The organism is Acinetobacter sp. KH_038, assembly GCF_057839405.1.
Genome location: NZ_CM174489.1, coordinates 838256 through 863873, shown reverse-complemented (window position 1 = coordinate 863873; position 25618 = coordinate 838256). Strand labels below are relative to the sequence as shown.

The 25618-nt window shown below is 44.6% G+C and carries 22 protein-coding genes and 1 tRNA gene; 12 read left to right on the top strand and 11 right to left on the bottom strand.

What is annotated here, in order from left to right:
• Positions 1–62 precede the first annotated feature (62 nt).
• Positions 63–968: a protease HtpX gene (gene htpX, locus AC3IT7_RS04005; protein ID WP_475654723.1), complete on the top strand. Its 906-nt coding sequence runs from the start codon at positions 63–65 to the stop codon at positions 966–968.
• Positions 969–1040: 72 nt separating this feature from the next.
• Here htpX and AC3IT7_RS04000 read toward each other — a convergent pair whose 3' ends face one another.
• The 4 genes from AC3IT7_RS04000 to AC3IT7_RS03985 all read right to left on the bottom strand — a co-directional run bounded on the left by AC3IT7_RS04000 (position 1041) and on the right by AC3IT7_RS03985 (position 8195).
• A complete protein-coding gene (locus tag AC3IT7_RS04000) occupies positions 1041–1622 on the bottom strand; it encodes a DUF4112 domain-containing protein (RefSeq protein WP_475654722.1) in 582 nt (193 codons plus the stop codon).
• 74 nt (positions 1623–1696) lie between these two features.
• Positions 1697–3037 carry a magnesium transporter gene (gene mgtE, locus AC3IT7_RS03995; protein ID WP_489249473.1) on the bottom strand — a complete coding sequence of 447 codons (1341 nt, stop codon included), beginning with the start codon at positions 3035–3037 and terminating at the stop codon, positions 1697–1699.
• Positions 3038–3235: 198 nt separating this feature from the next.
• Positions 3236–6334 carry a multidrug efflux RND transporter permease subunit gene (locus AC3IT7_RS03990; RefSeq protein WP_489249472.1) on the bottom strand — a complete coding sequence of 1033 codons (3099 nt, stop codon included), beginning with the start codon at positions 6332–6334 and terminating at the stop codon, positions 3236–3238.
• 259 nt (positions 6335–6593) lie between these two features.
• A complete protein-coding gene (locus tag AC3IT7_RS03985; protein ID WP_475654719.1) occupies positions 6594–8195 on the bottom strand; it encodes an isocitrate lyase in 1602 nt (533 codons plus the stop codon).
• A gap of 662 nt (positions 8196–8857) precedes the next feature.
• On the opposite strand from AC3IT7_RS03985, the gene AC3IT7_RS03980 reads away from it, so the two are divergent.
• The 3 genes from AC3IT7_RS03980 to AC3IT7_RS03970 all read left to right on the top strand — a co-directional run bounded on the left by AC3IT7_RS03980 (position 8858) and on the right by AC3IT7_RS03970 (position 11644).
• Complete coding sequence (locus AC3IT7_RS03980) at positions 8858–9847, top strand: LysR family transcriptional regulator (RefSeq protein WP_475654718.1); 990 nt, start codon at positions 8858–8860, stop codon at positions 9845–9847.
• A gap of 127 nt (positions 9848–9974) precedes the next feature.
• Entirely contained in the window at positions 9975–11297 is a 1323-nt protein-coding gene (gene paeA, locus AC3IT7_RS03975) for a polyamine export protein PaeA (RefSeq protein ID WP_489249471.1), read from the top strand.
• Between the two features lie 68 nt (positions 11298–11365).
• Positions 11366–11644, top strand: coding sequence for a hypothetical protein (locus tag AC3IT7_RS03970; protein ID WP_489249470.1), 279 nt, complete (start codon positions 11366–11368; stop codon positions 11642–11644).
• Between the two features lie 42 nt (positions 11645–11686).
• On the opposite strand, the gene AC3IT7_RS03965 is transcribed toward AC3IT7_RS03970, so the two are convergent.
• Positions 11687–12193, bottom strand: a complete 507-nt coding sequence (locus tag AC3IT7_RS03965) for a hypothetical protein (RefSeq protein WP_489249469.1) — start codon at positions 12191–12193, stop codon at positions 11687–11689.
• Positions 12194–12368: 175 nt separating this feature from the next.
• Here AC3IT7_RS03965 and AC3IT7_RS03960 point away from each other — a divergent pair, with 175 nt between their 5' ends.
• The 3 genes from AC3IT7_RS03960 to AC3IT7_RS03950 all read left to right on the top strand — a co-directional run bounded on the left by AC3IT7_RS03960 (position 12369) and on the right by AC3IT7_RS03950 (position 14127).
• Complete coding sequence (locus AC3IT7_RS03960; RefSeq protein WP_489249468.1) at positions 12369–13097, top strand: hypothetical protein; 729 nt, start codon at positions 12369–12371, stop codon at positions 13095–13097.
• A gap of 168 nt (positions 13098–13265) precedes the next feature.
• Positions 13266–13351, top strand: a tRNA-Leu gene (locus AC3IT7_RS03955).
• Positions 13352–13440: 89 nt separating this feature from the next.
• Positions 13441–14127 (top strand): hypothetical protein, encoded by a 687-nt coding sequence (locus AC3IT7_RS03950; RefSeq protein WP_489249467.1) that lies wholly within the window; start codon positions 13441–13443, stop codon positions 14125–14127.
• A 29-nt stretch (positions 14128–14156) separates the two neighbouring features.
• On the opposite strand, the gene AC3IT7_RS03945 is transcribed toward AC3IT7_RS03950, so the two are convergent.
• The 4 genes from AC3IT7_RS03945 to rlmE all read right to left on the bottom strand — a co-directional run bounded on the left by AC3IT7_RS03945 (position 14157) and on the right by rlmE (position 18272).
• Positions 14157–14471 carry a DUF5713 family protein gene (locus AC3IT7_RS03945; protein WP_489249466.1) on the bottom strand — a complete coding sequence of 105 codons (315 nt, stop codon included), beginning with the start codon at positions 14469–14471 and terminating at the stop codon, positions 14157–14159.
• A gap of 109 nt (positions 14472–14580) precedes the next feature.
• Complete coding sequence (folP, locus tag AC3IT7_RS03940; RefSeq protein WP_489249465.1) at positions 14581–15432, bottom strand: dihydropteroate synthase; 852 nt, start codon at positions 15430–15432, stop codon at positions 14581–14583.
• Positions 15433–15599: 167 nt separating this feature from the next.
• Positions 15600–17489: an ATP-dependent zinc metalloprotease FtsH gene (gene ftsH, locus AC3IT7_RS03935; RefSeq protein ID WP_475654710.1), complete on the bottom strand. Its 1890-nt coding sequence runs from the start codon at positions 17487–17489 to the stop codon at positions 15600–15602.
• A gap of 132 nt (positions 17490–17621) precedes the next feature.
• The gene (rlmE, locus tag AC3IT7_RS03930; RefSeq protein WP_475654709.1) at positions 17622–18272 is read right to left on the bottom strand and encodes a 23S rRNA (uridine(2552)-2'-O)-methyltransferase RlmE; all 651 of its coding nucleotides are present in this window, start codon (positions 18270–18272) and stop codon (positions 17622–17624) included.
• A 195-nt stretch (positions 18273–18467) separates the two neighbouring features.
• On the opposite strand from rlmE, the gene yhbY reads away from it, so the two are divergent.
• Both yhbY and AC3IT7_RS03920 read left to right on the top strand, forming a co-directional pair.
• Positions 18468–18791, top strand: coding sequence for a ribosome assembly RNA-binding protein YhbY (gene yhbY / locus AC3IT7_RS03925; RefSeq protein ID WP_489249464.1), 324 nt, complete (start codon positions 18468–18470; stop codon positions 18789–18791).
• Between the two features lie 11 nt (positions 18792–18802).
• On the top strand, positions 18803–19342 hold the full coding sequence (locus tag AC3IT7_RS03920; RefSeq protein ID WP_489249463.1) for a DOMON-like domain-containing protein: 540 nt from the start codon (positions 18803–18805) through the stop codon (positions 19340–19342).
• A gap of 140 nt (positions 19343–19482) precedes the next feature.
• Here the strand turns inward: AC3IT7_RS03920 and AC3IT7_RS03915 are convergent, their stop codons facing one another.
• Together AC3IT7_RS03915 and AC3IT7_RS03910 are read right to left on the bottom strand one after the other, a co-directional pair.
• Entirely contained in the window at positions 19483–19707 is a 225-nt protein-coding gene (locus AC3IT7_RS03915; RefSeq protein ID WP_489249462.1) for a hypothetical protein, read from the bottom strand.
• A 100-nt stretch (positions 19708–19807) separates the two neighbouring features.
• The gene (locus AC3IT7_RS03910; protein WP_489249461.1) at positions 19808–20296 is read right to left on the bottom strand and encodes a hypothetical protein; all 489 of its coding nucleotides are present in this window, start codon (positions 20294–20296) and stop codon (positions 19808–19810) included.
• Between the two features lie 309 nt (positions 20297–20605).
• Between AC3IT7_RS03910 and carA the strand changes: the two genes are divergently transcribed.
• The 3 genes from carA to greA all read left to right on the top strand — a co-directional run bounded on the left by carA (position 20606) and on the right by greA (position 25558).
• Positions 20606–21745, top strand: coding sequence for a glutamine-hydrolyzing carbamoyl-phosphate synthase small subunit (gene carA, locus AC3IT7_RS03905; protein ID WP_489249460.1), 1140 nt, complete (start codon positions 20606–20608; stop codon positions 21743–21745).
• Between the two features lie 13 nt (positions 21746–21758).
• On the top strand, positions 21759–24989 hold the full coding sequence (gene carB, locus AC3IT7_RS03900; RefSeq protein WP_489249459.1) for a carbamoyl-phosphate synthase large subunit: 3231 nt from the start codon (positions 21759–21761) through the stop codon (positions 24987–24989).
• A gap of 92 nt (positions 24990–25081) precedes the next feature.
• Complete coding sequence (gene greA / locus AC3IT7_RS03895) at positions 25082–25558, top strand: transcription elongation factor GreA (RefSeq protein ID WP_180075255.1); 477 nt, start codon at positions 25082–25084, stop codon at positions 25556–25558.
• The last annotated feature ends 60 nt before the right edge of the window (positions 25559–25618 follow it).

The window sequence follows — 25618 nt, the reverse complement described above, 5'->3', positions numbered from 1 at the left end:
ATTGATTTCAATGATTTTCATTCAATAATCAGATTATTTTTCTGTAATAAGAGGATTTCTCAATGATGCGGATTGGTTTGTTCTTGCTAACCAACCTCGCGGTACTGGTTGTAGCTGGCATTATCTTGTCACTCTTCGGTGTCGGTAGTTACCATGGCGCGGGTGGCTTGAATCTGGGCAACCTGTTGGTCATCTGTTTCGTGTTCGGTATGGTTGGCTCAATGATTTCTCTGTTCATGTCTAAATGGATGGCGAAAAAGACCACGGGTACTGAGCTGATTGACCCGAATGCACCTCGTAACCAAGCTGAAGCCTGGTTACTCCAAGAAGTTGCACAACTTTCCCAGCGTGCAGGCATTAAAATGCCGGAAGTGGGTATTTTCCCATCGTATCAATCCAATGCCTTTGCAACTGGCTGGAATAAAAACGATGCTTTGGTTGCGGTATCTACCGGTCTGCTTGAGCGCATGAATAAAGACGAACTGCGTGCAGTCTTAGCGCATGAGATCGGTCACGTGGCCAATGGTGACATGGTCACTCTGGCACTGATTCAAGGTGTTGTGAACGCCTTTGTGATGTTCTTCGCACGTGTTGCCGGTGATTTTATTGACCGCAATGTCTTTGGCCGTGAAGAAGGTGAAGCACCGGGTATTGCCTATTTCGTGATTACCATTGTGCTGGATATCGTCTTTGGTATCCTGGCGTCGTCAATTGTGATGTGGTTCTCGCGTCAGCGTGAGTATCGTGCCGATGAAGCAGGTGCACGCCTGGCCGGTAAACAGGCCATGATTTCAGCACTTCTGCGCTTACAGGCAGAATCTGAAATGCCGGATGCCATGCCAAAAGAGATGAAAGCTTTTGCAATTTCTGCTGGTAAAGAACAAGGTTTTAGCCTTGCTGCCCTGTTCCAGACGCATCCAAGCATCGAACAGCGTGTTGCAGCATTACAACAGCTTGACTGTGCTTAAGCCATGTTCTTTTGTTAATTAAAAAAAGCCTGCGATTGCAGGCTTTTTTTATGGCTCATGTTTTAACAGGCTTTATGGACTGATCCATTGATACAGTGCCATCGCCCCCCACCCGATTGCGAAAACAAATAATATCAGGAACACGGTTCCTAAAATATCCGGGATATGAATCCAGAGCCAAGCCACCAGCGGATTGCGCCAAAACGCAGAGTGCTGCTGTTTGCGTTCCAGACTTTCATGCAGAAAAGGATGCACCACATGCCGGTCACTATGAATCTGATATTCTTCTCGGATATGCACATGCACCACATCGAGCGCCTTGCGGCTAGGCCGAATAAAAATATCAAAAATGGTGCCTGCTACAGGAATAAACCCCACCACTGCATCCATCACAGCCAGTTTCATGACCGGATTGAGTTTTTCACTCGGTACGCCTATCTGTCTGGCCTTGTAAATGGCATAACAGGTCAGGACAAAACCGGCGATATCTCCAGCGACCGGAATGGTGCTCAGCGCGGCATCTGCGCCTACGCCCTGCTTGGTAAACGGAATACGCACCACAGAATCCATCATATTGGCAAACTTGGCCAGATCACGTTCCAGACGAATGACCTCTTGTTGGCTCAGTTTTGTTTTTTGTCCAGGCTCAGGCATAGCTTATTCCAGAAATACTGCTGATTATCATGAGCATAAAGCATTTTTCCTCAGTTGATGTAGCAATCTGTGAATCAAAACAACAATTTGGAGGCCACAAACAAATACACAATCACACCGGTGGCATCACAAATCGAAGTGACCAATGGCGCGGAAGCACTGGCCGGATCCAGCTTGAGCTTATTTAAAATGAAAGGCAGACTCATGCCGATCAAGCAGCCCATCAGCACAATACCGAGCATGCTGATCGCCAGCACCAGTGCCACCATGACATCTCCCCGAACATAACCCAAAATAGAGACGGCAATTGCCATGGTACCGCCGAGACAAAGTGCAACCAGAGATTCACGACTCAGCAGCTTAAACCAGTCCTTAAATTCAACATCACCAGTGGCCAAAGCACGTACCATCAGGGTGGCAGATTGTGAACCAGCATTTCCGCCACTCCCCACCAGAAGTGGCAGAAAGAACACCAGTACAATATGCGCGGCAATGATCTCTTCAAAATGGGCAATCCCGATTCCGGACAACAGACTGCCAAAAACCAGAATCACCAGCCAAAAGACCCGCTTCTGATACAGGGTTAAAATCGGTGCAGTTTTGAGGCTCAGCTCGGTCAACGGCGTGACTGCGCCCGACTTTAAAATATCTTCAGTGGTTTCTGCCTCGACAATATCCATGGCATCATCATAAGTCACAATACCCAAGAGTTTCTTCTGGGCATCCACCACTGGCAAAGCCATAAAATCATAATAAGCCAAGGCTCTGGCCACAATTTCCTGATCATCACTCACCTGGGCAGAAATCACCTCACGTTGCATGACTTCGGCAATGGTCTGCTCAGCCAAGGCCTGAATGATCTGCCTCAAGGAAATCACCCCGATCAGACGCCCTTCTGTATCGACAATATAGATCAGATACAGGGTTTCCTGCCCCGATGCAATTACACGTAAGGCCTGAATGGCTTCATCCATGCGCAGGTCGGGTGACAGCGTCACAAAACTCGAGCTCATCATGGCACCGGCAGTACCTTCCGGATAGATGGCCAGATCTTTAAGGGTTTGCTGGGAATCTTCCGACAACAAATCCATCAATTGCAATTGGAGCGGCGGCGAAAACTGCTTATAGATATCAACAAAATCATCTGCAGGCATGGCTTCCAGAATCGGTACCAGCCCGGGAAGATCAAGATGCTGTGCCACGCTCACCTGCTGCCCTAAAGGCATAAAAGTGTAGACCCGACTCGGTTCATCCAGTTCTGTTAAAATCCGGGCCTGCTCCAGCGTATCCAGGCCCTTTAAAATGCTGGCCTGATCTGCAACATTCAGCTGATTCAGCAGGCCTACAGCGATATCATGATTTTCTGAATGTAATTGTTGTTGAATATGCTGGATTTTTTCTGAAATTTTCGGCATAAGCAGCTCATTATAAAAGTCTGGCGATCCATGGTCTTCTTGTTGCTGTTGCGAGTATTGCCTATTTTTCATTTTTATGTGAATGATCTCGATGCTTATGCTGCAATATCATTACATTTTTTATATCAATCGTTTACTCAGCATCTAACAAAAAGCCTGACTGAATCAGGCTTTTTATCAGTGACACCGGTGAGCAGCTTATTCAGCGACCGGCTTTGTCTTGATCAGGCTGCGAATCAGCACATACATAAATGGAATAAAGATTAGCACCAGTACCGTTCCAAAAACCACCCCGCCGAATACACTGACCCCAATTTCCTGACGGCTCACCGCACCGGCACCTGTGGCAAACACCAGCGGTAAAATCCCCGCGCCAAAGGCCAAAGAGGTCATCAGGATCGGACGAAGTCGTAAGGAAGCACCTTCAAGTGCTGCTTCGACCACCGATCTACCCTGCTGCTGTGCCAGTGAAGCAAACTCTACAATCAGGATCGCATTCTTGCAGGACAGGCCAATGGTGGTCAGCAAAGCAATCTGGAAATAGATATCATTCGGGAAACCGGCCAGATAACTGAAAATGATGTTACCCCCGATACCCAGAGGAATTGCTGACATCACCGCCGTTGGAATACTCCAGCTTTCATACAATGCAGCCAGACAAAGGAAGATGAAACCGATTGAAATCAGATAGAGCCAGATGGCCTGATTGTTGGACTGCTTTTCTTCAAAAGATAAACCGCTCCAGACCACATCGACGCCTTCCTGCCCGGCGACCAGCGCTTCCACATCCTGCATGGCCTGCCCCGAACTGCTACCTTTAGTACGATCCGCTTCCATCTGCAAGGCGGTATAGCCCATGAAACGGTTGACCACTTCAGGGCCACCACTCCAGTCTACTTGCGAGAAATTGCTAAACGGCACCATTTGGTTCTGGTCATTACGGACATGCCACTGCGCCAGATCTTCCGGTTTGGAGCGGAATTCGGCATCGCCCTGCATGATCACCCGTTTAATCCGGCCACGGTCAATAAAGTCATTGATATAACTGCCGCCCCAGGCCGTGGATAAGGTACTGTTAATTGCCGATTGGGTCAGACCATTGGCCATGGCCTGTTTCTGGTCAATATTGACACGCAGCTCTGCTTTCTCGGGATTGGAACGTTTGCCCAGATTTTCAAAGCTTGCATAATTGCCAGCCTGAGCCTCCAACGCCTGATATTGCTGTTCCAGATATTGCCGGCCATTGCCGTTGATATCGCGAATCCAGAAGTCCAGACCATCGGTTTGCCCCAGACCATTGACAGAAGCAGGCATGGACACATTAATTTGTGCATTGCGGTTGCTTTGAAAATGCTTCAAGGCGCGTTCACGAATCGCCTGGGCGGTATTGTCCTGACCGGAACGCTCATCCCAGTGTTTCAAGGCCACAAAACCGGTCGCCAGGTTCTGACCAGTTCCCGAGAAATTTCGACCATAACGAATCATGACCAGACTGACATTGGCCTGCTCCTGATCCAGAAAATACTTGCGCACCTCTTCCCCGATCTGAATGGTATTTTTCATCGGGGCGCCTTCCTGCAATTTAATTTGCAGGCTTAAAATCCCCTGATCTTCACTTGGCAAAAAACTGGTTGGCAAGGCCCGGTAAAACAGCGCAAAAACACAGATTAATCCGGCAAATAGCAACAAACAAATCGCCTGATGCTGAATCGTTACTTTGGAAAGACGCAGATAACGATGTTTTAAATCATCCAGTTTCTGGTTAAACCAGGATGCCCATTTTGCCGGCTTGGGATTGGGTTTTAGAATAAGCGCACACAGTGCCGGTGTGAGAATCAGGGCCACCAATAACGACAATGACATGGCCGCAACCAGGGTAATCGAAAACTGCCGGTAAATGACACCGGTAGAACCGCCAAAAAACGCCATCGGAATAAAGACAGCCGTCAAGACCAGGGTAATTCCGACCAGTGCCCCACTAATTTCCTGCATGGACGCCAATGCAGCCTCTTTGGCAGACAAATGCTGTTCATGCATCAGCCGTTCCACGTTTTCTACTACCACAATTGCATCATCAACCAACAGGCCAATGGCCAGAACCAGCGCAAACAAGGTCAAGGTATTGATACTCATGCCTAGTGCATACAGCACTGCCATGGTGCCCAAAATCACCACCGGCACCGTCACCGTCGGGATTAAGGTAGCACGCCAGTTCTGCAAGAAAATGAACATCACAATGATGACCAGAATCACGGCTTCGATTAGGGTTTTAACCACCTCTTTAATCGACTCTTGCACAAAGGGCGTATTGTCTCGCGGATAGGCAATTTTATAGCCTTCGGGCAATTGCGAGGAAATACGGGCAATTTCAGCTTTAATCCGGTCAGAGGTTGCAATGGCATTGGCGCCAGAGGCCAGCGAAATGCCCAGACCAGCCGATGGATAACCATTGTTGGTACTGTATGAAGAATAATTTTCAGCACCGAGTTCGACCCGTGCAATATCCTTTAAATAAATAAAGCTGCCAGCACGATCCGATTTGACAATAATATTCTGGAATTCTTCTACGGTTTTTAGCCGCGAACCCGAGGTGACTTTGGCATTCAGATATTGTTCATCCACTGCCGGCAAATCCCCAATCGCACCGGCAGCCACCTGGGTATTCTGTGCTTCAATGGCCGCACGAACATCACTCGGCATCAGGTTATATTGTTTGAGTTTTCCTGGATTCAGCCAGATCCGCATCGCATATTGAGAACCAAAGACATCGACTTCACCAATACCTTCAATCCGGGAAATGTCCTGCTCCAGATGGGTCATCAGATAGTCGGAAAGTTCAATATTATTACTGCGACCGGACTCGTCATACAGGCTGATCACCATATGGGTATCACCCAGGGATTTAAAGACATTGACACCCTGACGCTGTACTTCTTCTGGCAACCGGTTCAATACCCCATTAATTGCATTTTGTACCTGAACCTGTGCAGTGTCCGGATCGGTACCATTTTCAAAACTGATGCTGACCCGGCTGCGCCCTGAAGAATCACTACTCGAACTAAAATACAGCAGATGGTCAATCCCCTTAATCTGCTGTTCCAGGACTTGGGTTACGCTTTCTTCTACGGTTTCTGCAGAAGCGCCAGTATAGGTTGCTGCCACCGTTATCCGCGGCGGGGCAATGTCCGGATAACGTTCCACTGGCAGGTTCATCACTGCGAACAGGCCGATTGCCATCACGACAATCGCCAGTACCCCAGCAAAGATCGGGCGGTGGATAAAAAATTTAGACAGCATAAGTCCGAGTCACTTTTTTAATTAAATAGGAGTAAATGAAGACCAAACACAAGCAAACTATATCTAAATATTCAGTGACATAGCATCAAAATGCAAGAATTAAACACATAAAAACTGTGATAAAAACCAATCATGAAGAAATTATGAATAAAGCCAACTGAATACTTTTCCAGGCTTGTCCTTGCCTATTTATTAATAGCATTTTTCCAAACAAAAAACCCTGCAGATGCAGGGTTTTTTGGTGAATCAATTTAGCGGATTAAGCGCTGAACTGGTTCATTGTGTTTTTAGCGTCATCACCAGCTTTCAATGCATTGTCACCAGCGAAGATTTCTTTGTGATCATCACCGATGTCTGAACCAGCCATTGCCTGGTGTTTAACACATGCGATACCACCGCGGATTTCTTTACGTTGTACGCCAGCAACATAAGCCAACATACCTTCAGAACCGAAGTAACCTTGAGCAAGTTCATGCGTAGAAAGCGCAGCAGTGTGGTAAGTCGGAAGTGTGATCAAGTGATGGAACACACCCGCTTCACGCGCAGCATCTGCCTGGAAGGTACGTACTTTTTCGTCAGCTTCAGCAGCCAGTTCAGTTGCATCGTACTCAGCGCTCATTAACTTCGCACGGTCGTAAGCAGAAACATCTTTACCTTCAGCAACCCAACGGTCATAGGCTTGTTGACGGAAGTTCAGCGTCCAGTTGAATGATGGCGAGTTGTTATAAACAAGTTTCGCATTTGGAACTGTTTCACGTACACGGTTAACCATGTGAGCAATTTCAGCTACGTTTGGAGTCGCAGTTTCGATCCAAAGCAGGTCAGCACCGTTTTGAAGGCTGGTTACACAGTCAAGTACAACGCGGTCAATTTGAGTGCCTTCGCGGAACTGGTACAAGCCAGAAGCTAAACGCTTAGGACGGTGTAATTTACCATCACGTTTGATCAGGATTTCATCTTCTTGTGCATCAGCGATGTCAATTTCAGAAGTTTCCAGGTAGCTGATGTATTGAGATGCGATGTCGCCTGGCTCTTTAACCACTGGGATTTTTTGAGTCAAGTCAGCGCCTTCAGAGTCAGTACGCGCAACGATGATACCGTCATCAAGACCCATTTCAAGGAATGCATAACGTAATGCATGGATTTTCGCGATGAAGTCTTCGTGTGGAACAGTTACTTTACCGGCCTGGTGACCACATTGTTTCGCATCAGACACCTGGTTTTCGATTTGAAGTGCACACGCACCCGCTTCGATCATTTTCTTCGCTAACAGGTAAGTCGCTTCTTCGTTACCGAAACCAGCATCGATGTCCGCAATAATTGGCACAACGTGAGTTTGGAAGTTGTCGATTTGTGAAGTTATTTCAGCTGCTTTAGCCGTATCGCCTGCTTCTTGTGCTTTTTTAAGCGAACGGAACAGGTCGTTTAATTCTTTCGCGTCAGCTTGACGTAAGAATGTGTAGATTTCTTCGATCAATGCAGGAACAGATGTTTTTTCGTGCATAGACTGGTCAGGAAGTGGACCGAATTCTGAACGAAGTGCTGCAACCATCCAGCCAGAAAGGTAGATGTAGCGACGTTCAGTTGTACCGAAGTATTTTTTGTTCGCAATCATTTTTTGTTGTGCGATGAAACCGTGCCAGCAACCCAATGATTGAGTGTATTTGCTAGAGTCTGCATCATAAGCAGCCATATCACGACGCATAATTGCCGCTGTATATTTCGCAATGTCTAAACCGGTTTTGAAACGGTTCTGGATTTGCATACGCGCAGCATCTTCAGGACTGATGTCTGCCCAAGTGTTACCGAATTTCGCTTTCAATTCGCGGATTGCATCAATCGCTGTTTGGTATGTAGTCATGATATATTCCTGTAATAATATTAGGATTTTTCTGCAACGAACCGTTCAAATCACACCCTCAGTAACTTGTTCAGATTTTCGCCGATCCGTTGGGATAGCTAAAGATTAGTGGGCTTCTGAAAATTAATCCAATAGTCTGTAAGAATCTTCAACATTTATTTAAAAAATGGGTAGATGAAAGTCTTAGTATAATCCCCGGTATATAGATTAAGTTTTTGTTTTATATGTATTTTAATTAAAACAAAGATGCGTATTTTTGCACCAATCTGTTTAAAAATAATTCATTAGACTTAAGTCTGGACTAGGTCTGGAAACACTTTTATTGAAAGAAAATAATGATGTTCGAGTATCTCTGCAGCTCAACATATTTTCATAATAGTGTACTTTTCACACGATTATTCACACAAACAAAGTCGCTTTTTGAAGCGCTAAAGTACAGATATGCAATCTGCACCTGCCTGCTTGAACATACTCATTTCCAGATTTGAAATGATCTGAATTCACCCTGAAAAAGAAGCTGATTGTTCTGGTTTAAACCGGGATAAATTCCAGCATCTTCATCGGCTTTGTCATGGCCTTTTTTTCATCGGTGCTTTACACAAAGCCCGGCAGTTATGGCATAATCAGCATAATTTCTTGTATTTATTCTCGGTATTTCTTTTATGAATCTGGAGCGGGTTGATCTCAATCTATTAATTTATCTTGATGTACTTCTTCGCGAAAAAAATGTCACCCGTGCAGCAGAACAATTGGGCGTGACCCAGCCTGCCATGAGTAATATTTTACGCCGATTACGCAATTTATTTAATGATCCCCTGCTGATCCGTTCTTCTGAAGGGATGACCCCAACCGAACGTGCGCTTGAGTTACAGCCACGTATTCGCGATGCACTTGCTGACTTGTCCATGATTCTGGAACCGCGTACCGAGTTCCGTCCTTATACCTCGAATCGTGTCTTCCGGATCATGACTTCGGATTATGCGGAAGCGACTCTGGTACCACGTCTGGTCAAGGCATTACGTTCCGAAGCGCCAAATGTGGTTTTGGACTTCCTGACTCCGAGTGATGTATCTTATCGCGATATGGAGCAAGGCAAGGTCGATCTGGCGATTAACCGCTTTAATGAAATACCGCAAAGCTTCCATCAGGTTTTAGTCTGGCGTGACAGTTTTTCCTGTTTGCTGAATCATAAACATCCGGCTGCAACCAATCTGAACTTGAAAAGCTACCTCGATGCTCAGCATATCTGGGTGTCTAAAACCGGTATGGGTGTTGGCTTCGGTGTTAATCCCGAGAAACAGGCTGGGCTGGGCTGGATTGATCAGGCTTTAGAACGGATTGGCCAGAAACGTAAAATTTCGGTGTTTACCCGTCACTATCAAATGCCGGGCTTATTGGCTTCCAATGTCGATCTGGTGGCAACCCTGCCGTCACGTATCGCACGTCTGCAAGCCAAAAATCACAATCTGATTCTGAAAGATCCGCCATTTTATATTCCGGAATTCGAATTGAAAATGGCCTGGTGTCCTTTATTGCATCATCACCCTGCCCATCGCTGGTTACGTCAGCTGATTTTATATGTTGCCCGACAAATGATTGAAGAAGAAAATCGTGAATTCTTGAACAATAATTCGCAATTTTCACATTATTAAACTCAAATTCTTCTAAATTCTTATTTTTTAAGATTATACTTTGAAGGCTTGAGAGGTAGTTGTTACACCTCAAGTCTTTTTTTGTGTTAAAAATATTCCAAGATACTATTCATCCACAGGTGGATTTGTGAGCCTCTTACAAAATATCGTGATTATCTTAATACTCATCGCGGGGGCCGGTTTTTTATCTTTAACAGAAATCGCCCTCGCAGGTGCCCGTAAAGTCAAACTGAAAATTCTGGCTGAATCGGGTGAACATCGCGCTCAAAAAGTTTTAGATCTACAAGAAAATTCTGCTGACTTCTTTGCAGCCTCTCAAATCGGTTTAAATGCGGTCGCCATTCTGGGCGGTATTTTAGGTGAAGGTGCCTTCCGTCCTTATATTTTTAATTTTGTTACCCGCTTTTATCAGGGTCCCTGGGCTGAAAATATCAGCTTTGTACTTTCCTTCACTGTCGTCACTTCATTATTTATTTTATTTGCGGACTTGATGCCGAAACGTCTGGCCATGATTGCGCCAGAAAAAATCGCAGTCTTGGTGATTGAGCCGATTCAGATTTTCATTAAAGTCTGCAAGCCTCTGGCCTGGTTTATCAATGCCATTGCCAATATGCTGTTCCGCCTGTTTAAGGTGAATACCATTCGTGATGACAATATTACTTTTGATGATATTTCTGCGGTGATGGATGCCGGTGCACAGGCCGGTGTATTGCAGAAACAGGAACATCATTTTATCGAAAATGTATTCGAGCTTGAAGAACGTAACGTGCCTTCAAGTATGACGACACGGGAAAATGTGGTGTTCTTCACCCTGAATGAACCAGAAGTCAGTATTCGGCAAAAGCTGGCGGAATATCCTTATTCCAAGTTTCTGGTATGTAGCAATGACATTGACAGTGTGATTGGCTATGTGGATGCCAAAGATATACTGGTACGTATTCTGAATAACCAGTCGCTGCTACAGTTAAATGAAAGCACCATCCGTAACGTGCTGACCATTCCTGACACCTTGACCTTATCGGAAGTACTGGACCGTTTTCGCTCGACCAAGGAAAAGTTTGCCGTTGTTATTAATGAATATGCGCTGGTGGTCGGGGTGATTACCCTTTCCGACATCATGATTACCGTGATGGGTGACTGGGTGACGCCTATTGAAGCCGATCAGCAAATTATCAAGCGTGACAATAACTCCTGGCTGATTGAAGGCAGCACACCGATTGAAGATATGAAACATGCGCTTGAAATCGACTCAATGCCCGATGAAGATAATTACGAAACGCTGGCCGGTTTTATGATGTTCAAGTTGCGTAAAATTCCCCGTCCTGCCGACACGGTAATTCATGCCGGTTACAAGTTCGAAGTGGTCGATGTCGATCATTTCAAGATTGACCAGTTGCTGGTGACCCGGATCATCGAAATCAATCCATTAATTCAGGAAGAAGCAGATTAATCTGCTTCTTTTTTGAAGCCCTGTATGCTCAAAAATTATTTTAATAATATCTAATCATCAGGTGAGCTATGAATATTTCTGCACTCTTGGGATGTCTGTTTTTCTATTCATCCTTATATTTGCTTTATTATTTTTTTGCGAAACAGCAGAACCCATTGCTGTTATTGGCAGCCATCATCTTGCTGATTGCCACCGCATTTATTATCCCCTATCCGCATCAACGTCGTCGCAATGGTTTCAATTCCACCTTAAGTTTTGGGGAGTATTTTTACTGGCCGCTTATCACCTGGTGGCGTCTATTTATTTTGCCCATCAGCTGGCTGATTGCACTGCTATACCGTGATTAAAAAAGCACCCGAAGGTGCTTTTGCCGATCTGTATTTATAAGCTTAGATTTTTGCCAATAAAGCTTCGAGAACAGCTTGATAATGAATCTGAATATCATCTTCCAGAATCTTGTAGGCATTATCAAATTGCACCATTGGCCAGCCTTCTTTCCAGAATGGGAAAATATTGTGCAGATCGCGCGTAACAATCGCATCTTCACGCAAAATTGCTTGGGCAATTTGTGATAGTACTTGTGCCGTTTCAGCGCCATCAATCGCCATATAGTCGATACCGCGCGCTTTTAAAATACGAATCCGGTCTTTTTTATAACGGATTTTCTTGATTTGTGCTGCATTCAGACCCAAAGCCAAAGATACCGCTTCGACAAACTTGTCTTCAAATGACTGATTCAATGCCACTAACGCTTCTTTGTGCGCTTCCTGACGACCAGCTTTACCACCCTGACGAATCACTTCTTTCGCCTCAGTATTTAGCTCATCCTTTTTCATGCTTTGCAGGATGTCTAAAATTTCGATGTCGCTTAACGCCTCAGGAGATTGATCAGTCATAAACTGTCCTTAAAAAATAAATCTTGAATCGGCTATTTTCGCATAATTTGTGGCTAAAAAACTAAAATCTTCATGATTAAAGCACTGATAAGCGCTGAAAATGGATTTGTTCTGTGATTCTGCGCCAAATCGACTATAGTGGCCTGTGTCTATTTTCTGAATTAATCTCTGGATGATGTCCACTAGCCAAGTGACTTTATTACTGCAACAACTTCAACAACAGTATCCTGCTGCATTCAAAGCGAATTACCTGTTTTACGGCCAGATCAAAATCCGCGGGATCTGGGATCAAGGCAAAGTCTTGGTTCCCTGGGTTTTGGCAGCCATGATTTTTGTTCCCGGCAGCCTGATTTTACGAGATCTGATCCAGCAATCTTTGATGTCAATCAGCGAATTTCAGGCGCAGAGCTATGCCATTTTGGCGATTCTGCTTTTCCTGATGTTGATGTTTACCCTGATTTTGCAGCAGATTCAGCATTCCTCTTATTCCCTGTATCAATTCTTGCGTCAGACACCGATCAAGATGACAGCCGTGATTGGCCTACAGGTTTTAAATCAGGTTTTTCTGGAAAATAGTCTGCTGATGTGGAGCTTATTGTTTTTTGGAATCAGCTTTGGCTTTGTACGCTTTTATAAGGAAAATTTATTTCGCCAAAGCAGTCAAAGTACAGAACATTATCAACTACAACAATTACGCAAAATCTGCTTCTGGGCTTATAAACAGACCTGTCTGCTGCGACTAAAATTACGTTTTTGTTCAAGCTATGATCCACAACATGCCCAGATAGAACAACAGCTCAACCACTATGCCAAGCTCTATACCCAGCTGCTCAAACACGAGCATCAATATTGCAAAACTATTAAGCATCTGGATATCGACAGTTATCTGGATGAAAATTCATAGTTTTCCCTATCATTTTCAATTGGCTGCCCTGAATATCTGAAAATATGGAATTAAAAACAGATTGAGTGGCGGTATTTTGAAATACACACTCGGAATTGCTTGAAAAGAAAGCAATCATTTAGAAATTTGCTTGCCAAGCTTTATTTCGTCCTCTATTATTGCGCACATGCCCGAGTGGTGAAATCGGTAGACACAGGGGATTTAAAATCCCCCGCCCACAAAGCGTGCCAGTTCGAGTCTGGCCTCGGGCACCATTTTAATCTTGATTAAAATGGTGCAATAAAAAATCCAGCATTAGCTGGTTTTTTTGTGCCTGAATTTTATCTTTTAACGCGAAATCCTCATGTCAGAATTAAAACACTTCGATCTCGCTACATTACAATTACGCCATCCGGATGCATTCTTTCTTAAGCTGCGCTATAGCCGCTTTAAATTTAATGCCCTGCAAAATCTGCAGTTTGTTATTGCGATAAATTTACTGTCTCTCCTGATCTGTGTCGCCTGCAGCATCAGCTCAGTATTTCTGGAATATTATTTTTTCAAGAATGCCACCATTGCCTTTAATGTCACTTTAATTGTGCTGATGGCGCTGCTCTATCCCTATATCTGCTATGCACAATATCAGGCCCAATTCAGCTCCAGAGCCTATAGTCAGCTTTTGCAAAACTGCCTCTATCTGCAAATTCCTATTTTTCTGGGTTTATTGCTGAATCTTTATCTGATTCATTCAGACATGCTGGTGATCATCAGCATGCTCATGCTTGCGATCTCATCTTTTGGTAGTGTGATCCTGGAGCCTTTATTTAAAAGTTCCTCTAGCGCAATTGATCAGATCAAATTACAAAAACTGCGGCAACTGGCCTTCTGGGCCTATCAGCAGTCCAGATCCAAAACACCGCAACAGATTCAAGGTCAGCCGAATCTACAAGCTTATTATCAGAAACTTTATCAGCAATGCATGCATGAAGAACAACAATTACTCGGCTCAATCCGCTTTAAAAGCTTTAAAGACTATTTCCGCAGACAATAAAAAACCCTGCCATTGCAGGGTTTTATCAATCACCATTCACGGTTGGTAATCAGCTCTTCCATTTCAATCTCGAACAGGCCATACTCTTGCACCACCATCATCATGGCTTCAGCAATATAATCTGCAGCGGTATCATCCAGCGATGAATCCAGATCTTCAAACTGCGGTTTCATGACATTAATATCAGCCACGGTCAGATTGGCAAGCTGGTAAATTTCCTGATCTGACAAGCCTGATTTAGCGACTTTTTGGGCAAAACGCTCGATGTGCTGCTTGATTTCAGCAACCAGAATATCGGGATAATATCCATCATCGAACATGGGGAGAAGTAAATCTGCAAACATTACAGGCACTCTAAAAGATGACAATTTAATCTAAGCGTGCCTATATAGCATATTGTTGCCTGAAAGCCAAACAACATTCTCCTCAGTCATGGATTTACCGTTCTCAATTTCAAGCGGTTTGCATGGCTCGCCAGACTTTAATCGCATCTGCAGTGGCTTTAACATCATGTGCCCGTACCATACAGGCGCCCTGCTGGATACTGAGCAAATGTGCTGTGGCCGAACCCACCGCACGTGCCTGCGGTTCTGCGCCATCCAAAACTGTACCAATAAAACGTTTTCGTGATAAGGCAGACAAAATCGGATAGCCCATTTCAGTCAGCTTATAAAACTCTTGCAGCAATTTCAGATTTTGCTGAGCATTCTTGGCAAAACCAAAACCCGGATCAATCATGATATTTTCCGCTTTCACTCCGACGTCCAAAGCATCCTGAACACGTTGCGATAGTTCGCGAATGACCTCGGTAGTGACATCCTCATATTGGTCCAGATTGTTCATGGTGGTCGGTTCACCACGCATATGCATAATGATGACCGGAATATTCAACTCTGCGGCTGTGGCCAAGGCATTGGGGCGGGTCAAAGCACGGACGTCATTCCAGATATGCGCACCAGCCTGAACGGCTGCACGAATGACTTCTGGCTGTGAAGTATCAATCGAGAGAATGACCTGATGTTTTGCCAAGGCTTCAACGACAGGCACTACACGGCGGATTTCTTCCTCTACCTCTACCACTGAAGCGCCCGGACGGGTCGATTCCCCGCCGATATCAATTACCGTCGCACCTTCGGCGATCATTTGCAGCGCTTTTGCGACAGCCTGATCTTTCTGGTTATGCTGACCGCCATCACTAAAAGAGTCTGGGGTGACGTTTAAAATCCCCATCACATGCGGCTGAGATAAATCCAGTGTTAAATTACCAAATGTCCATACATGGGGTAATAAAGGCATCAACTGCATGTTGTAATCCTCATTAAAATAATCCGAATATTGTCTTATGGATAGCCCAATAAAGCAAAGCTCGATAAGAAATTTACTGCGGTGTTTTGGACTAAATAGCGCCTACAGAAAATAACGCCAAGATAAGCGCAATAAAAAACCACCCGAAGGTGGTTTTTTTATTTCACTTAGTTCGCTGGTAATGGTGGCGGAGTCAACGGACCATCATCTGGGGTTACATCAATCACCGGATTTTCTGCAACATAGACTTTTGGTGGCTGAGGTTCACGACCTTCCATGATGTCACGGATTTGATCACGATCAATGGTTTCCCATTCCATCAAAGCTTTTACCATCGCATGCGCAATATCTTTTTTGCTTTCCAGAATATCACGTGCGATTTTATACTGCTCGTCTAGAATGCGGCGAATTTCACGATCGACTTCTAACTGGGTAGTTTCTGAGATACTGCGGCTACCAATACTGCCCATGAAGGATTGCTGTGCATCTTCTTCATAAACCATAACACCGAGTTTGTCAGACATACCGTATTTAGTCACCATCGCACGTGCCATTTTGGTAGCACGTTCGAAGTCGTTTGAAGCGCCTGTCGACATCTGGTTAATGAAGACTTCTTCTGCAATACGGCCACCAAACAAAATAGAAAGTTCATTCAGCATTTTGTCTTTGTAATGGCTGGTTTGATCAAACTCAGGCAACTGCCAGGTCACACCCAAAGCCCAGCCACGCGGCATGATCGTTACCTTATGTACAGGATCTGTACCTGGCAAGCTTTCAGCCACAATCGCATGACCCGCTTCATGATAAGCCGTCGCTCGACGCTCTTCATCACGCAGTACCATCGACTTACGCTCAGGACCCATATACAGCTTGTCTTTTGCATCTTCAAAGTCATGCATATCGACAGTATTCTTGTTACGGCGTGCCGCAAACAAAGCCGCTTCATTGACCAGGTTGGCCAATTGCGCACCAGAGAAGCCAGGCGTACCACGTGCCAGCACTTTAACGTCGACACCGGTCACTGAAGGCAATTTTTTCAAATGCACATTCAGGATCTGTTCACGGCCTTTGATGTCTGGCAAGCCAACCATCACTTGACGGTCAAAACGGCCCGGACGAAGCAAAGCTTTATCCAGTACATCTGCACGGTTTGTCGCAGCAATGACGATAATACCCTCATTACCTTCAAAGCCGTCCATTTCCACCAGCATCTGGTTCAATGTCTGTTCACGCTCATCGTGACCACCACCGGTACCTGAACCACGGTGACGACCAACGGCATCAATCTCATCAATAAAGATGATACATGGTGCATGGCGTTTGGCTTGTTCGAACATGTCACGCACACGCGATGCACCAACACCCACGAACATTTCTACGAAGTCAGAACCGGAAATACTAAAGAACGGAACTTTCGCTTCACCAGCAATGGCTTTGGCAAGTAAGGTTTTACCCGTACCTGGAGGACCGACCATTAACACACCACGGGGAATACTGGCACCGAGACGTTTAAATTTGGTTGGATCTTTCAGGAAGTCAACGATTTCTACGACTTCTTGCTTGGCTTCATCACAGCCGGCAACATCGACGAAAGTCACTTTAATCTGGTCTTCAGACAGCATTTTGGCTTTAGACTTACCAAAACTCATTGGGCCGTTTTTACCACCTGCACCGCCACCCATGTTGCGCATAAAGAACATGAATAACAAAATGATTAAAAGCACAGGGAAACTTGCAATAAGCAACTGCATGAGCAGGCCTTGACGTTGTGGTGCTTCACCTTCAACCACAACATTGTTTTTGATCAGGCTTGGCATCAGTTCAGGATCCTGAACTGCCGGACGAATACTTTCAAACTCTGAACCGTTTGATTTTTCGCCACGGATTCTTTCGCCGTCAATCACAACTTGTTTAATTTGGCCAGCATTGACCGCGGCAACAAACTCTGAGTAGTTCATTGTAGTCGGTTGATTGCGGTCACTGACGTTGCTGAAGATTAACACCAGCACACCCAGTATTACGAGCCACAATACGGCATTCTTAAAAAGATCGCTCAAAGCTTTATTCCCATTCCAATCTAATTTGATCATGCCCTGTTCAGGGTGACCTTAATACTTAAGCTGTAAATCAACTTACAATTATCTGAAAACGTACAAAATGCACAATTTTTAACGACTTGGCAAGTAGACTTATTTTAAAGTCTTCTTGCGTCCCTGCCCGATCAGGAAAACTTCTTTAGAACGGGCACGTGATGCCAAGGGTTTAGATGTTTTCAGAACATCAAAACTATCAACTACTTGTTTACGAAACTCATCAAAACCTGAGCCTTGGAAAACTTTTACCACAAATTGACCTTTAGGGCCTAGTACCTTATTGGCAAAATCCAGTGCAAGTTCACATAAGTAAATCTGACGCGGTTGATCTACAGCCTTATTACCTGATGTATTGGGGGCCATATCCGAAATTACAACGTCTACAGTACGACCATCTAAAATTTCTAGCAATTTCTGGAACACTTCTTCTTCACGGAAGTCACCTTGCAGGAAAGTTACATCCGGTAAAGCGTCCATCGGTAAAATATCTGATGCAATCAATAAACCATTATCACCTACAAGCTTACCGGCAATCTGTGACCAGCTGCCTGGTGCTGCGCCCAAGTCGACCACAGTCATGCCTGGTTTAATGATTTTATACTTTTCCTGCATCTCCAAGAGCTTATATGCTGCACGCGCACGATAGCCTTCCTTTTGTGCCTTTTTCACATAAGGATCGTCTAAATGCTCTCTCATCCAATCACGACTACTTTTAGATAACTTTTGGTTGGTAATGCGTGTAGCCATAACTCTCTAAATAAAAAAATGTCTAATTATTAATTGTACGTGAAAAAGACTTATTTTGCAGTATACATGTGTATCTAAATCTATGGCTTTTGCGCTCTAAGTGGACAGATTGAGTATGATTATTTCCTGATAATTTACAGCGTTTATTTTTTGCTTTTGCTATACTAAGCCGTTTTAAAATTCAGGTTATCTCTCATGGCGGCTTTATCTATTCAGGAACGTAAGCGTTTACGTCAAATCGGACACACTCTCAACCCAGTCGTGATGCTAGGTGACAAAGGTCTGACTGAAACTGTAATCGAAGAATTGGCACGCGCTTTAAACGATCACGAACTGATTAAAGTTAAAATTGTGGCTGAAGATCGTGAAGCCCGTGCAGCACTGATTGCTGAAATTTCAGCAGCAACTGGTGCTGAAGTAGTGCAAACCATTGGTAAAATTGCACTTCTTTATAAGAAAGCGGCAAAACAGAACCAAAAACTGTCCAATCTTGTCCGCTTTGCTCATTTGTCTAACTAAGTACAGGACTTATGGCAAGTTACGAACTTAGCGCATTTGATCGCCGTTTTCAGGCCATCTCTCTGGTTGCTGCCATTGAACAGCAAGGCCCATGCAGTCTAAATGTGGGCTTCTGGATCCGCGACCCCAACCAGTACATTCTGTGGCCCGACATGGTCGCTGCACATCCCCGTCAGGATTTTTTGTGGGAACAAACCTGCTTTGAAATTTTTATCGGGGTTCAGGGCGAAGATTTTTATCGTGAGATCAATCTTTCCCCGTCTCAGGCCTGGCAGGCTTATCAATTTGAAGAATACCGCTATCCTGAAGATATGCCACCGCAAGCTGCAGATGATATTGAGCTGAATCAGCTCAAACGTACGCATTATGGTCTTAATGTCAGCGTAGATCTGACGGATTTTATGGCAACACATAAACTGAAATGGGAAGATTTATTCCTGGGTTTATCTGCTGTTTTAAAAACCTCGCAAGGCGATCAGTACTACGCGATGCAGCACAGTAGTCCTCAGGCAGATTTTCATAATAAACGAGACTGGCTACATGTGTTTTAAATCAGGCACCGCTGTCTGAATCTAGCATAGGCTGATAAAACGTGAGACTTGAAGTCTCACGTTTTTGTTTATGCCCAGAAAAGTAGCCAAGCTCTGTAGCGTTGTTTTAAAGATTTTCAATATTGCTAGATATGTATATTTTAATGATTTAGCTGATGCTGTTTCTGAATGGATTTTACAGCGGCATATAGAATAAACGCAAAAGTGAGTACAGTAAGCAGGATGGTGCCAAAAACCAGCCCCAGCACTCCCAAACACAACACAATCACACCCAGATAAAGCATGCGCCCTAGCCCGCTTTCCAGATTCAGTAGCATGATCAATATCAGCAAACCAAGTACACCTACGAAATAATGCTGTTGCATCGTGACCCCCTTCAATTGTTATTGTGAGTCCGTTTTGCTGCATAAAGACAAAGGAGAACATAGCGTGCTCTCCATTTGAATCGTGGCCTTTTAGCGCAGCCTAACTGTTCAGCTCCGGTTTTTTATCTGAACTTTCCGCTTTCACCACCGGTTTGACTTTTTTAAGCACTTCAATAGTGCTGTCTTTAGAACGCTTCAAGGTATCGGTCAAATGCTCTTTATGCTTGGTCGAGATCTGACTGACATCTTCTTTCAGTTCTTTGCCCAGACTGGACAGGTCTTCGACCACTGCATTGAATTCTGTTTTGATAAAGCTTTTTAATTCGGTTAATTCTTTTTGTGAACCAAAAATCTGCTCCTTTAAGGTATCGATGAGCTGTAACACTTCCTGCTTAAATTGGCGCAATTGCTCCTGTACCGTATCGGTCAATTGCTTGGCTTCAACTTCAAGCTTTTCCTTACTTTCTTCGAGGGTTTCAATTGCCTGATCTTTCGCCTCGACTGCTACTTTTTCAAGCTTTTCGGCAGTTTCTGCCACCACGCTTGGAGTCGATTTCTTGGATTGGGTAGATTTTGATGCTGTAGTCATTGCTTTTGTTCCTATTGTTATATTGACCTAAGCTATCTTAGTAGATTCGATAAAATTTAAGATTTGATTTGTCTGACAATTATTAATTGCTTACATTTTTTGCCGCTGTATACAAAACAGACTTCCACTCAAAAAGCAAGGTATTTATCTTATACTTTCGCTGCAAAGCCATTGGACTTCAACAGTCATTCTGCGTATAATGCCGTGTTAAGTTCAAGCGAGCAGACATAGGAGGGTAGGTTTAAAAATTAGCCTTCCTTTTTTTTCGTCTTCTCGCTTTTTTACAGCCTAAATTTCAGGAGCTTTGGTTTGAGCACCCCAGCAATTTTAGCCCTTGCCGACGGAACTATCTTTAAAGGTATTTCGATTGGCGCATCGGGTAGTACGACTGGCGAAGTCGTTTTCAACACTGCCATGACTGGCTATCAAGAAATTTTGACTGACCCGAGTTATGCACAGCAACTTGTGACACTGACTTACCCACATATCGGTAACACAGGCTGCAATGAAGAAGACGCTGAATCAGGTCGTATTCATAAGGTTTGGGCTAACGGATTGATCATTCGTGACCTGCCTTTATTGCACAGTAACTTCCGTTCAACCCAATCATTAGCTGAATATCTGGTACAACACAATGTTGTAGCGATTGCTGATATCGACACGCGTAAATTGACACGTATTCTACGTGACAAAGGTGCGCAAAACGGTTGTATCCTTGCTGGCGAAAATATCACTGAAGCTGAAGCGCTTGAAAAAGCCCGTGCCTTTGGTGGTTTAAACGGTTTAGACCTAGCAAAAGAATGTTGCGACCCTGAAGGTTTTGAATGGACCGAAGGCTCTTGGGTATTAGGCAAAGGTTTCTCCCAACCTGAACTTAAATTCCATGTTGTTGCATACGATTACGGTGTCAAAACCAACATCTTACGTATGCTTGCAGACCGCGGTTGCAAACTGACGGTTGTGCCTGCACAAACTCCTGCTGCCGATGTACTTGCACTGAATCCAGATGGCGTGTTCCTGTCGAACGGCCCTGGCGATCCGGCTGCATGTGACTACGCAATTGAAGCTGTAAAAACCATTGTAGAAACCACTGAAATTCCAGTATTTGGCATCTGTCTGGGTCACCAGATCCTTGCGCTTGCAAGTGGTGCTAAAACCTTAAAAATGCCTCACGGTCACCACGGTGCGAACCATCCTGTACAGAATCTTGACAACGGTACAGTGATGATTACTTCTCAAAACCATGGCTTCGCAGTCGATGAAAGCAATCTGCCTGATGTGTTGCGTGTAACGCATCGCTCACTGTTTGATGGCACCAACCAGGGTATTCATCGTACAGACAAACCTGCGTTCAGCTTCCAGGGTCACCCTGAAGCAAGCCCGGGCCCACATGACTGCGCACCATTGTTCGATCATTTCATCGAACTTATCGAAGCATCTAAGAAGTAATTAAGGAAGCATCATGGCTAAACGTACTGACATTAAAAGCATCTTGATTATTGGTGCTGGTCCGATTGTCATCGGTCAAGCATGTGAGTTTGACTACTCAGGTGCTCAAGCATGTAAAGCCCTTCGTGAAGAAGGCTACCGCGTTATTTTGGTCAACTCGAATCCAGCGACCATCATGACCGACCCAACCATGGCGGATGCAACTTATATTGAGCCAATTACTTGGCAAACTGTTGCAGCAATCATTGAGAAAGAACGCCCAGACGCGGTTCTTCCGACCATGGGTGGTCAAACTGCATTGAACTGTGCCCTTGCCCTCGATGAGCATGGCATTTTAGAAAAATACAATGTTGAATTGATCGGCGCGACCAAAGAAGCAATTGAAAAAGCTGAAGACCGTAAACTGTTTGACCAAGCAATGCGTAAAATTGGTCTTGAATGTCCAAAAGCTGACGTTGCTGAGTCAATGGAACATGCTTTAGAAATTCAAGCACGTTTCGGCTTCCCAGTGATTATCCGTCCATCATTCACCATGGGTGGTTCAGGTGGCGGTATTGCTTACAACCGCGAAGAATTCATCGAAATTTGTGAACGCGGTTTCGATCTTTCTCCAACCAAACAGTTATTGATTGATGAATCTTTAATTGGCTGGAAAGAATACGAGATGGAAGTTGTTCGTGACAAAAACGACAACTGTATCATTGTATGTACCATTGAAAACTTTGACCCAATGGGCGTGCACACAGGTGACTCCATCACTGTTGCTCCTGCGCAAACACTGACTGATAAAGAATTCCAGTTACTACGTAATGCATCTTTAGCGGTTCTCCGTGAAATTGGCGTAGAAACAGGTGGTTCTAACGTACAGTTCGGTATTTGCCCAAATACTGGCCGTATGGTGGTGATCGAGATGAACCCACGTGTATCACGTTCATCTGCACTGGCTTCTAAAGCAACGGGTTTCCCGATTGCGAAAATTGCGGCGAAACTGGCTGTAGGTTATACCCTTGATGAGTTGAAAAACGACATCACAGGCGGTACAACTCCTGCATCGTTTGAACCTGCAATTGACTACGTAGTGACCAAGATTCCTCGTTTCAACTTCGAGAAATTCCCACAAGCTGACGCAACGCTTACAACTCAGATGAAATCTGTCGGTGAAGTGATGGCGATTGGTCGTAACTTCCAGGAGTCTGTACAAAAAGCCCTTCGTGGTCTTGAAGTGGGCGCTTCTGGTTTTGACGAAAAAATTGAAGTGGGTGCAGAAGGCGCGCGCGACAAAATCTTGCAAGAACTTAAAGTACCAGGCCCAGAGCGTATTTGGTACGTGGGCGATGCATTCCGTCACGGCTTTACCTTAGACGAAGTATTCGCTGCAACAAACATTGACCGCTGGTTCTTGATTCAAATCGAAGACATCATCAAAACTGAAAACCAGATCAAAACTTTAGGTTTTGGCGACTTGAATGCGGACAACATCCGTGGATTCAAACGCAAAGGTTTATCAGATCTTCGCATTGCGGACTTGATGGGCATTTCACAAAAACAATTCCGTAAACACCGTTGGAACCTGGGCGTAACTCCAGTTTACAAACGTGTCGATACATGTGCTGCAGAATTCGAATCTGATACAGCCTACATGTACTCAACTTACGATGAAGAATGTGAAGCGAATCCGTCTGCTAAAGACAAGATCATGGTGATCGGCGGTGGTCCTAACCGTATTGGTCAAGGGATCGAGTTCGATTACTGCTGTGTACACGCTGCCCTTGCAATGCGTGAAGACGGCTATGAAACGATCATGGTGAACTGTAACCCTGAAACGGTTTCTACAGACTACGACACCTCAGATCGTTTGTACTTCGAACCGATTACACTTGAAGACGTTTTAGAGATCGTTCGTATCGAGAAGCCTAAAGGCATTATCGTACAGTACGGTGGTCAAACACCTTTGAAATTGGCGCGTGCTCTAGAAGAAGCCGGTGCACCAATTATCGGTACATCACCTGACGCGATTGACCGCGCAGAAGACCGTGAACGTTTCCAGCAAATGATTCAACGTCTGCAACTTCGTCAACCAAACAACAGCATCGTAAAATCTGCTGAAGAAGGTATGGCTGAAGCATCTAAAGTCGGCTACCCACTTGTGGTACGTCCTTCTTACGTGCTTGGTGGTCGTGCGATGGAAATCGTGTACAACGATGAAGAACTCAAACGCTACTTACGTGATGCGGTTCAAGCATCTAACGAAGCGCCTGTACTTCTTGACCGCTTCCTGGATGACGCGATCGAAGTTGACGTAGACTGCGTATCTGACGGTAAAGATGTGGTAATCGGCGGAATCATGCAGCACATTGAACAAGCGGGTATTCACTCAGGTGATTCAGCATGTTCGATTCCTCCTTACTCTCTCTCTAAAGAGATTCAGGACGAAATGCGTCGTCAAACCGTGGCTATGGCAAAAGAGCTTGGCGTAATCGGTTTGATGAACGTTCAGTTTGCGGTTAAAGGCAATGACGTATACATTCTGGAAGTGAACCCACGTGCATCACGTACGGTTCCGTTCGTTTCTAAATGTATCGGCGAATCTTTGGCAAAAGTAGCGGCACGTTGTATGGCAGGTCAATCTCTGGAATCTCAAGGATTCACTACAGAGATCATTCCTGAGCACTTCTCTGTAAAAGAAGCCGTGTTCCCATTCAACAAGTTCCCTGGTGTTGACCCGATTCTTGGCCCTGAGATGAAATCGACTGGCGAAGTGATGGGTGTTGGTAAATCATTCGGTGAAGCGTTCTATAAAGCTGTATTAGGCTCAAATGATCGTTTACCTGGTAAACCAACCGAAGGCGAAGTGAAACATGCATTCTTGTCTGTACGTGATTCAGATAAGCCACATGTCGCACGCATTGCCCAGCAACTGGTAGATTATGGCTTCAAGCTGCTTGCAACAGGTGGTACACATACCGTGATCACTGAAGCAGGTATTGCATGTGAACGTGTAAATAAAGTAACCGAAGGCCGTCCTAATATCGTGGACCGCTTGAAAAATGGCGAAATTCACCTCATTATCAATACATCTGAAGGTAAACAGGCTCAGCAGGATTCGTTCTCGATCCGTCGCTCGGCACTACAAGGCAAAGTGTATTACACTACCACCTTGAACGGTGCTGATGCTGTGTGCCAAGCTTTAGCAATCAAGTTGCCAATGGATGTATATCGCTTGCAAGACCTAACTAAAGGTTAATTAAGTTTCCAAGAAGTCCCGCTGCCTTCTTGGTGGCGGGCTTTTTTTTATTTATAGATTTTATATCTTTCAACTGACTTTTGAGGGACAACATGCAACGTTATCCTATGACACCTGAAGGCAAAATTGCCTTAGAGAAAGAATTACATCAGCTGAAAACAGTTGACCGCCCCCGTATCACGGCTTCGATTGCAGAAGCGCGCGAACATGGCGACTTAAAAGAAAATGCGGAATATCATGCAGCCCGTGAACAGCAAGGCTTCTGTGAAGGCCGTATTCAGGACATCGAAGGTAAACTTGGCGCTTGCCAGGTCATCGATGTAAAAGAACTGGAACAATCAGGTCGTGTGGTTTTTGGTGTGACTGTTACCATTGAAAACCTGGATACTGAAGAACAAAAAACCTATAAAATTGTAGGCGATGACGAGGCAGATTTTAAGATCAATAAAATTTCTGTGAACTCTCCGATTGCACGTGGGCTTTTGGGCAAAAACGAAGGCGATGACGTAAAAATCAATACGCCAAACGGTGAAGTTGAATACGAAATTGTGAAGGTTGAATATCTTTAATATTTAAAGTTATTTAATTTAAAGCCCCTCTTTTGAGGGGTTTTTTGTTTTATTAGTCCT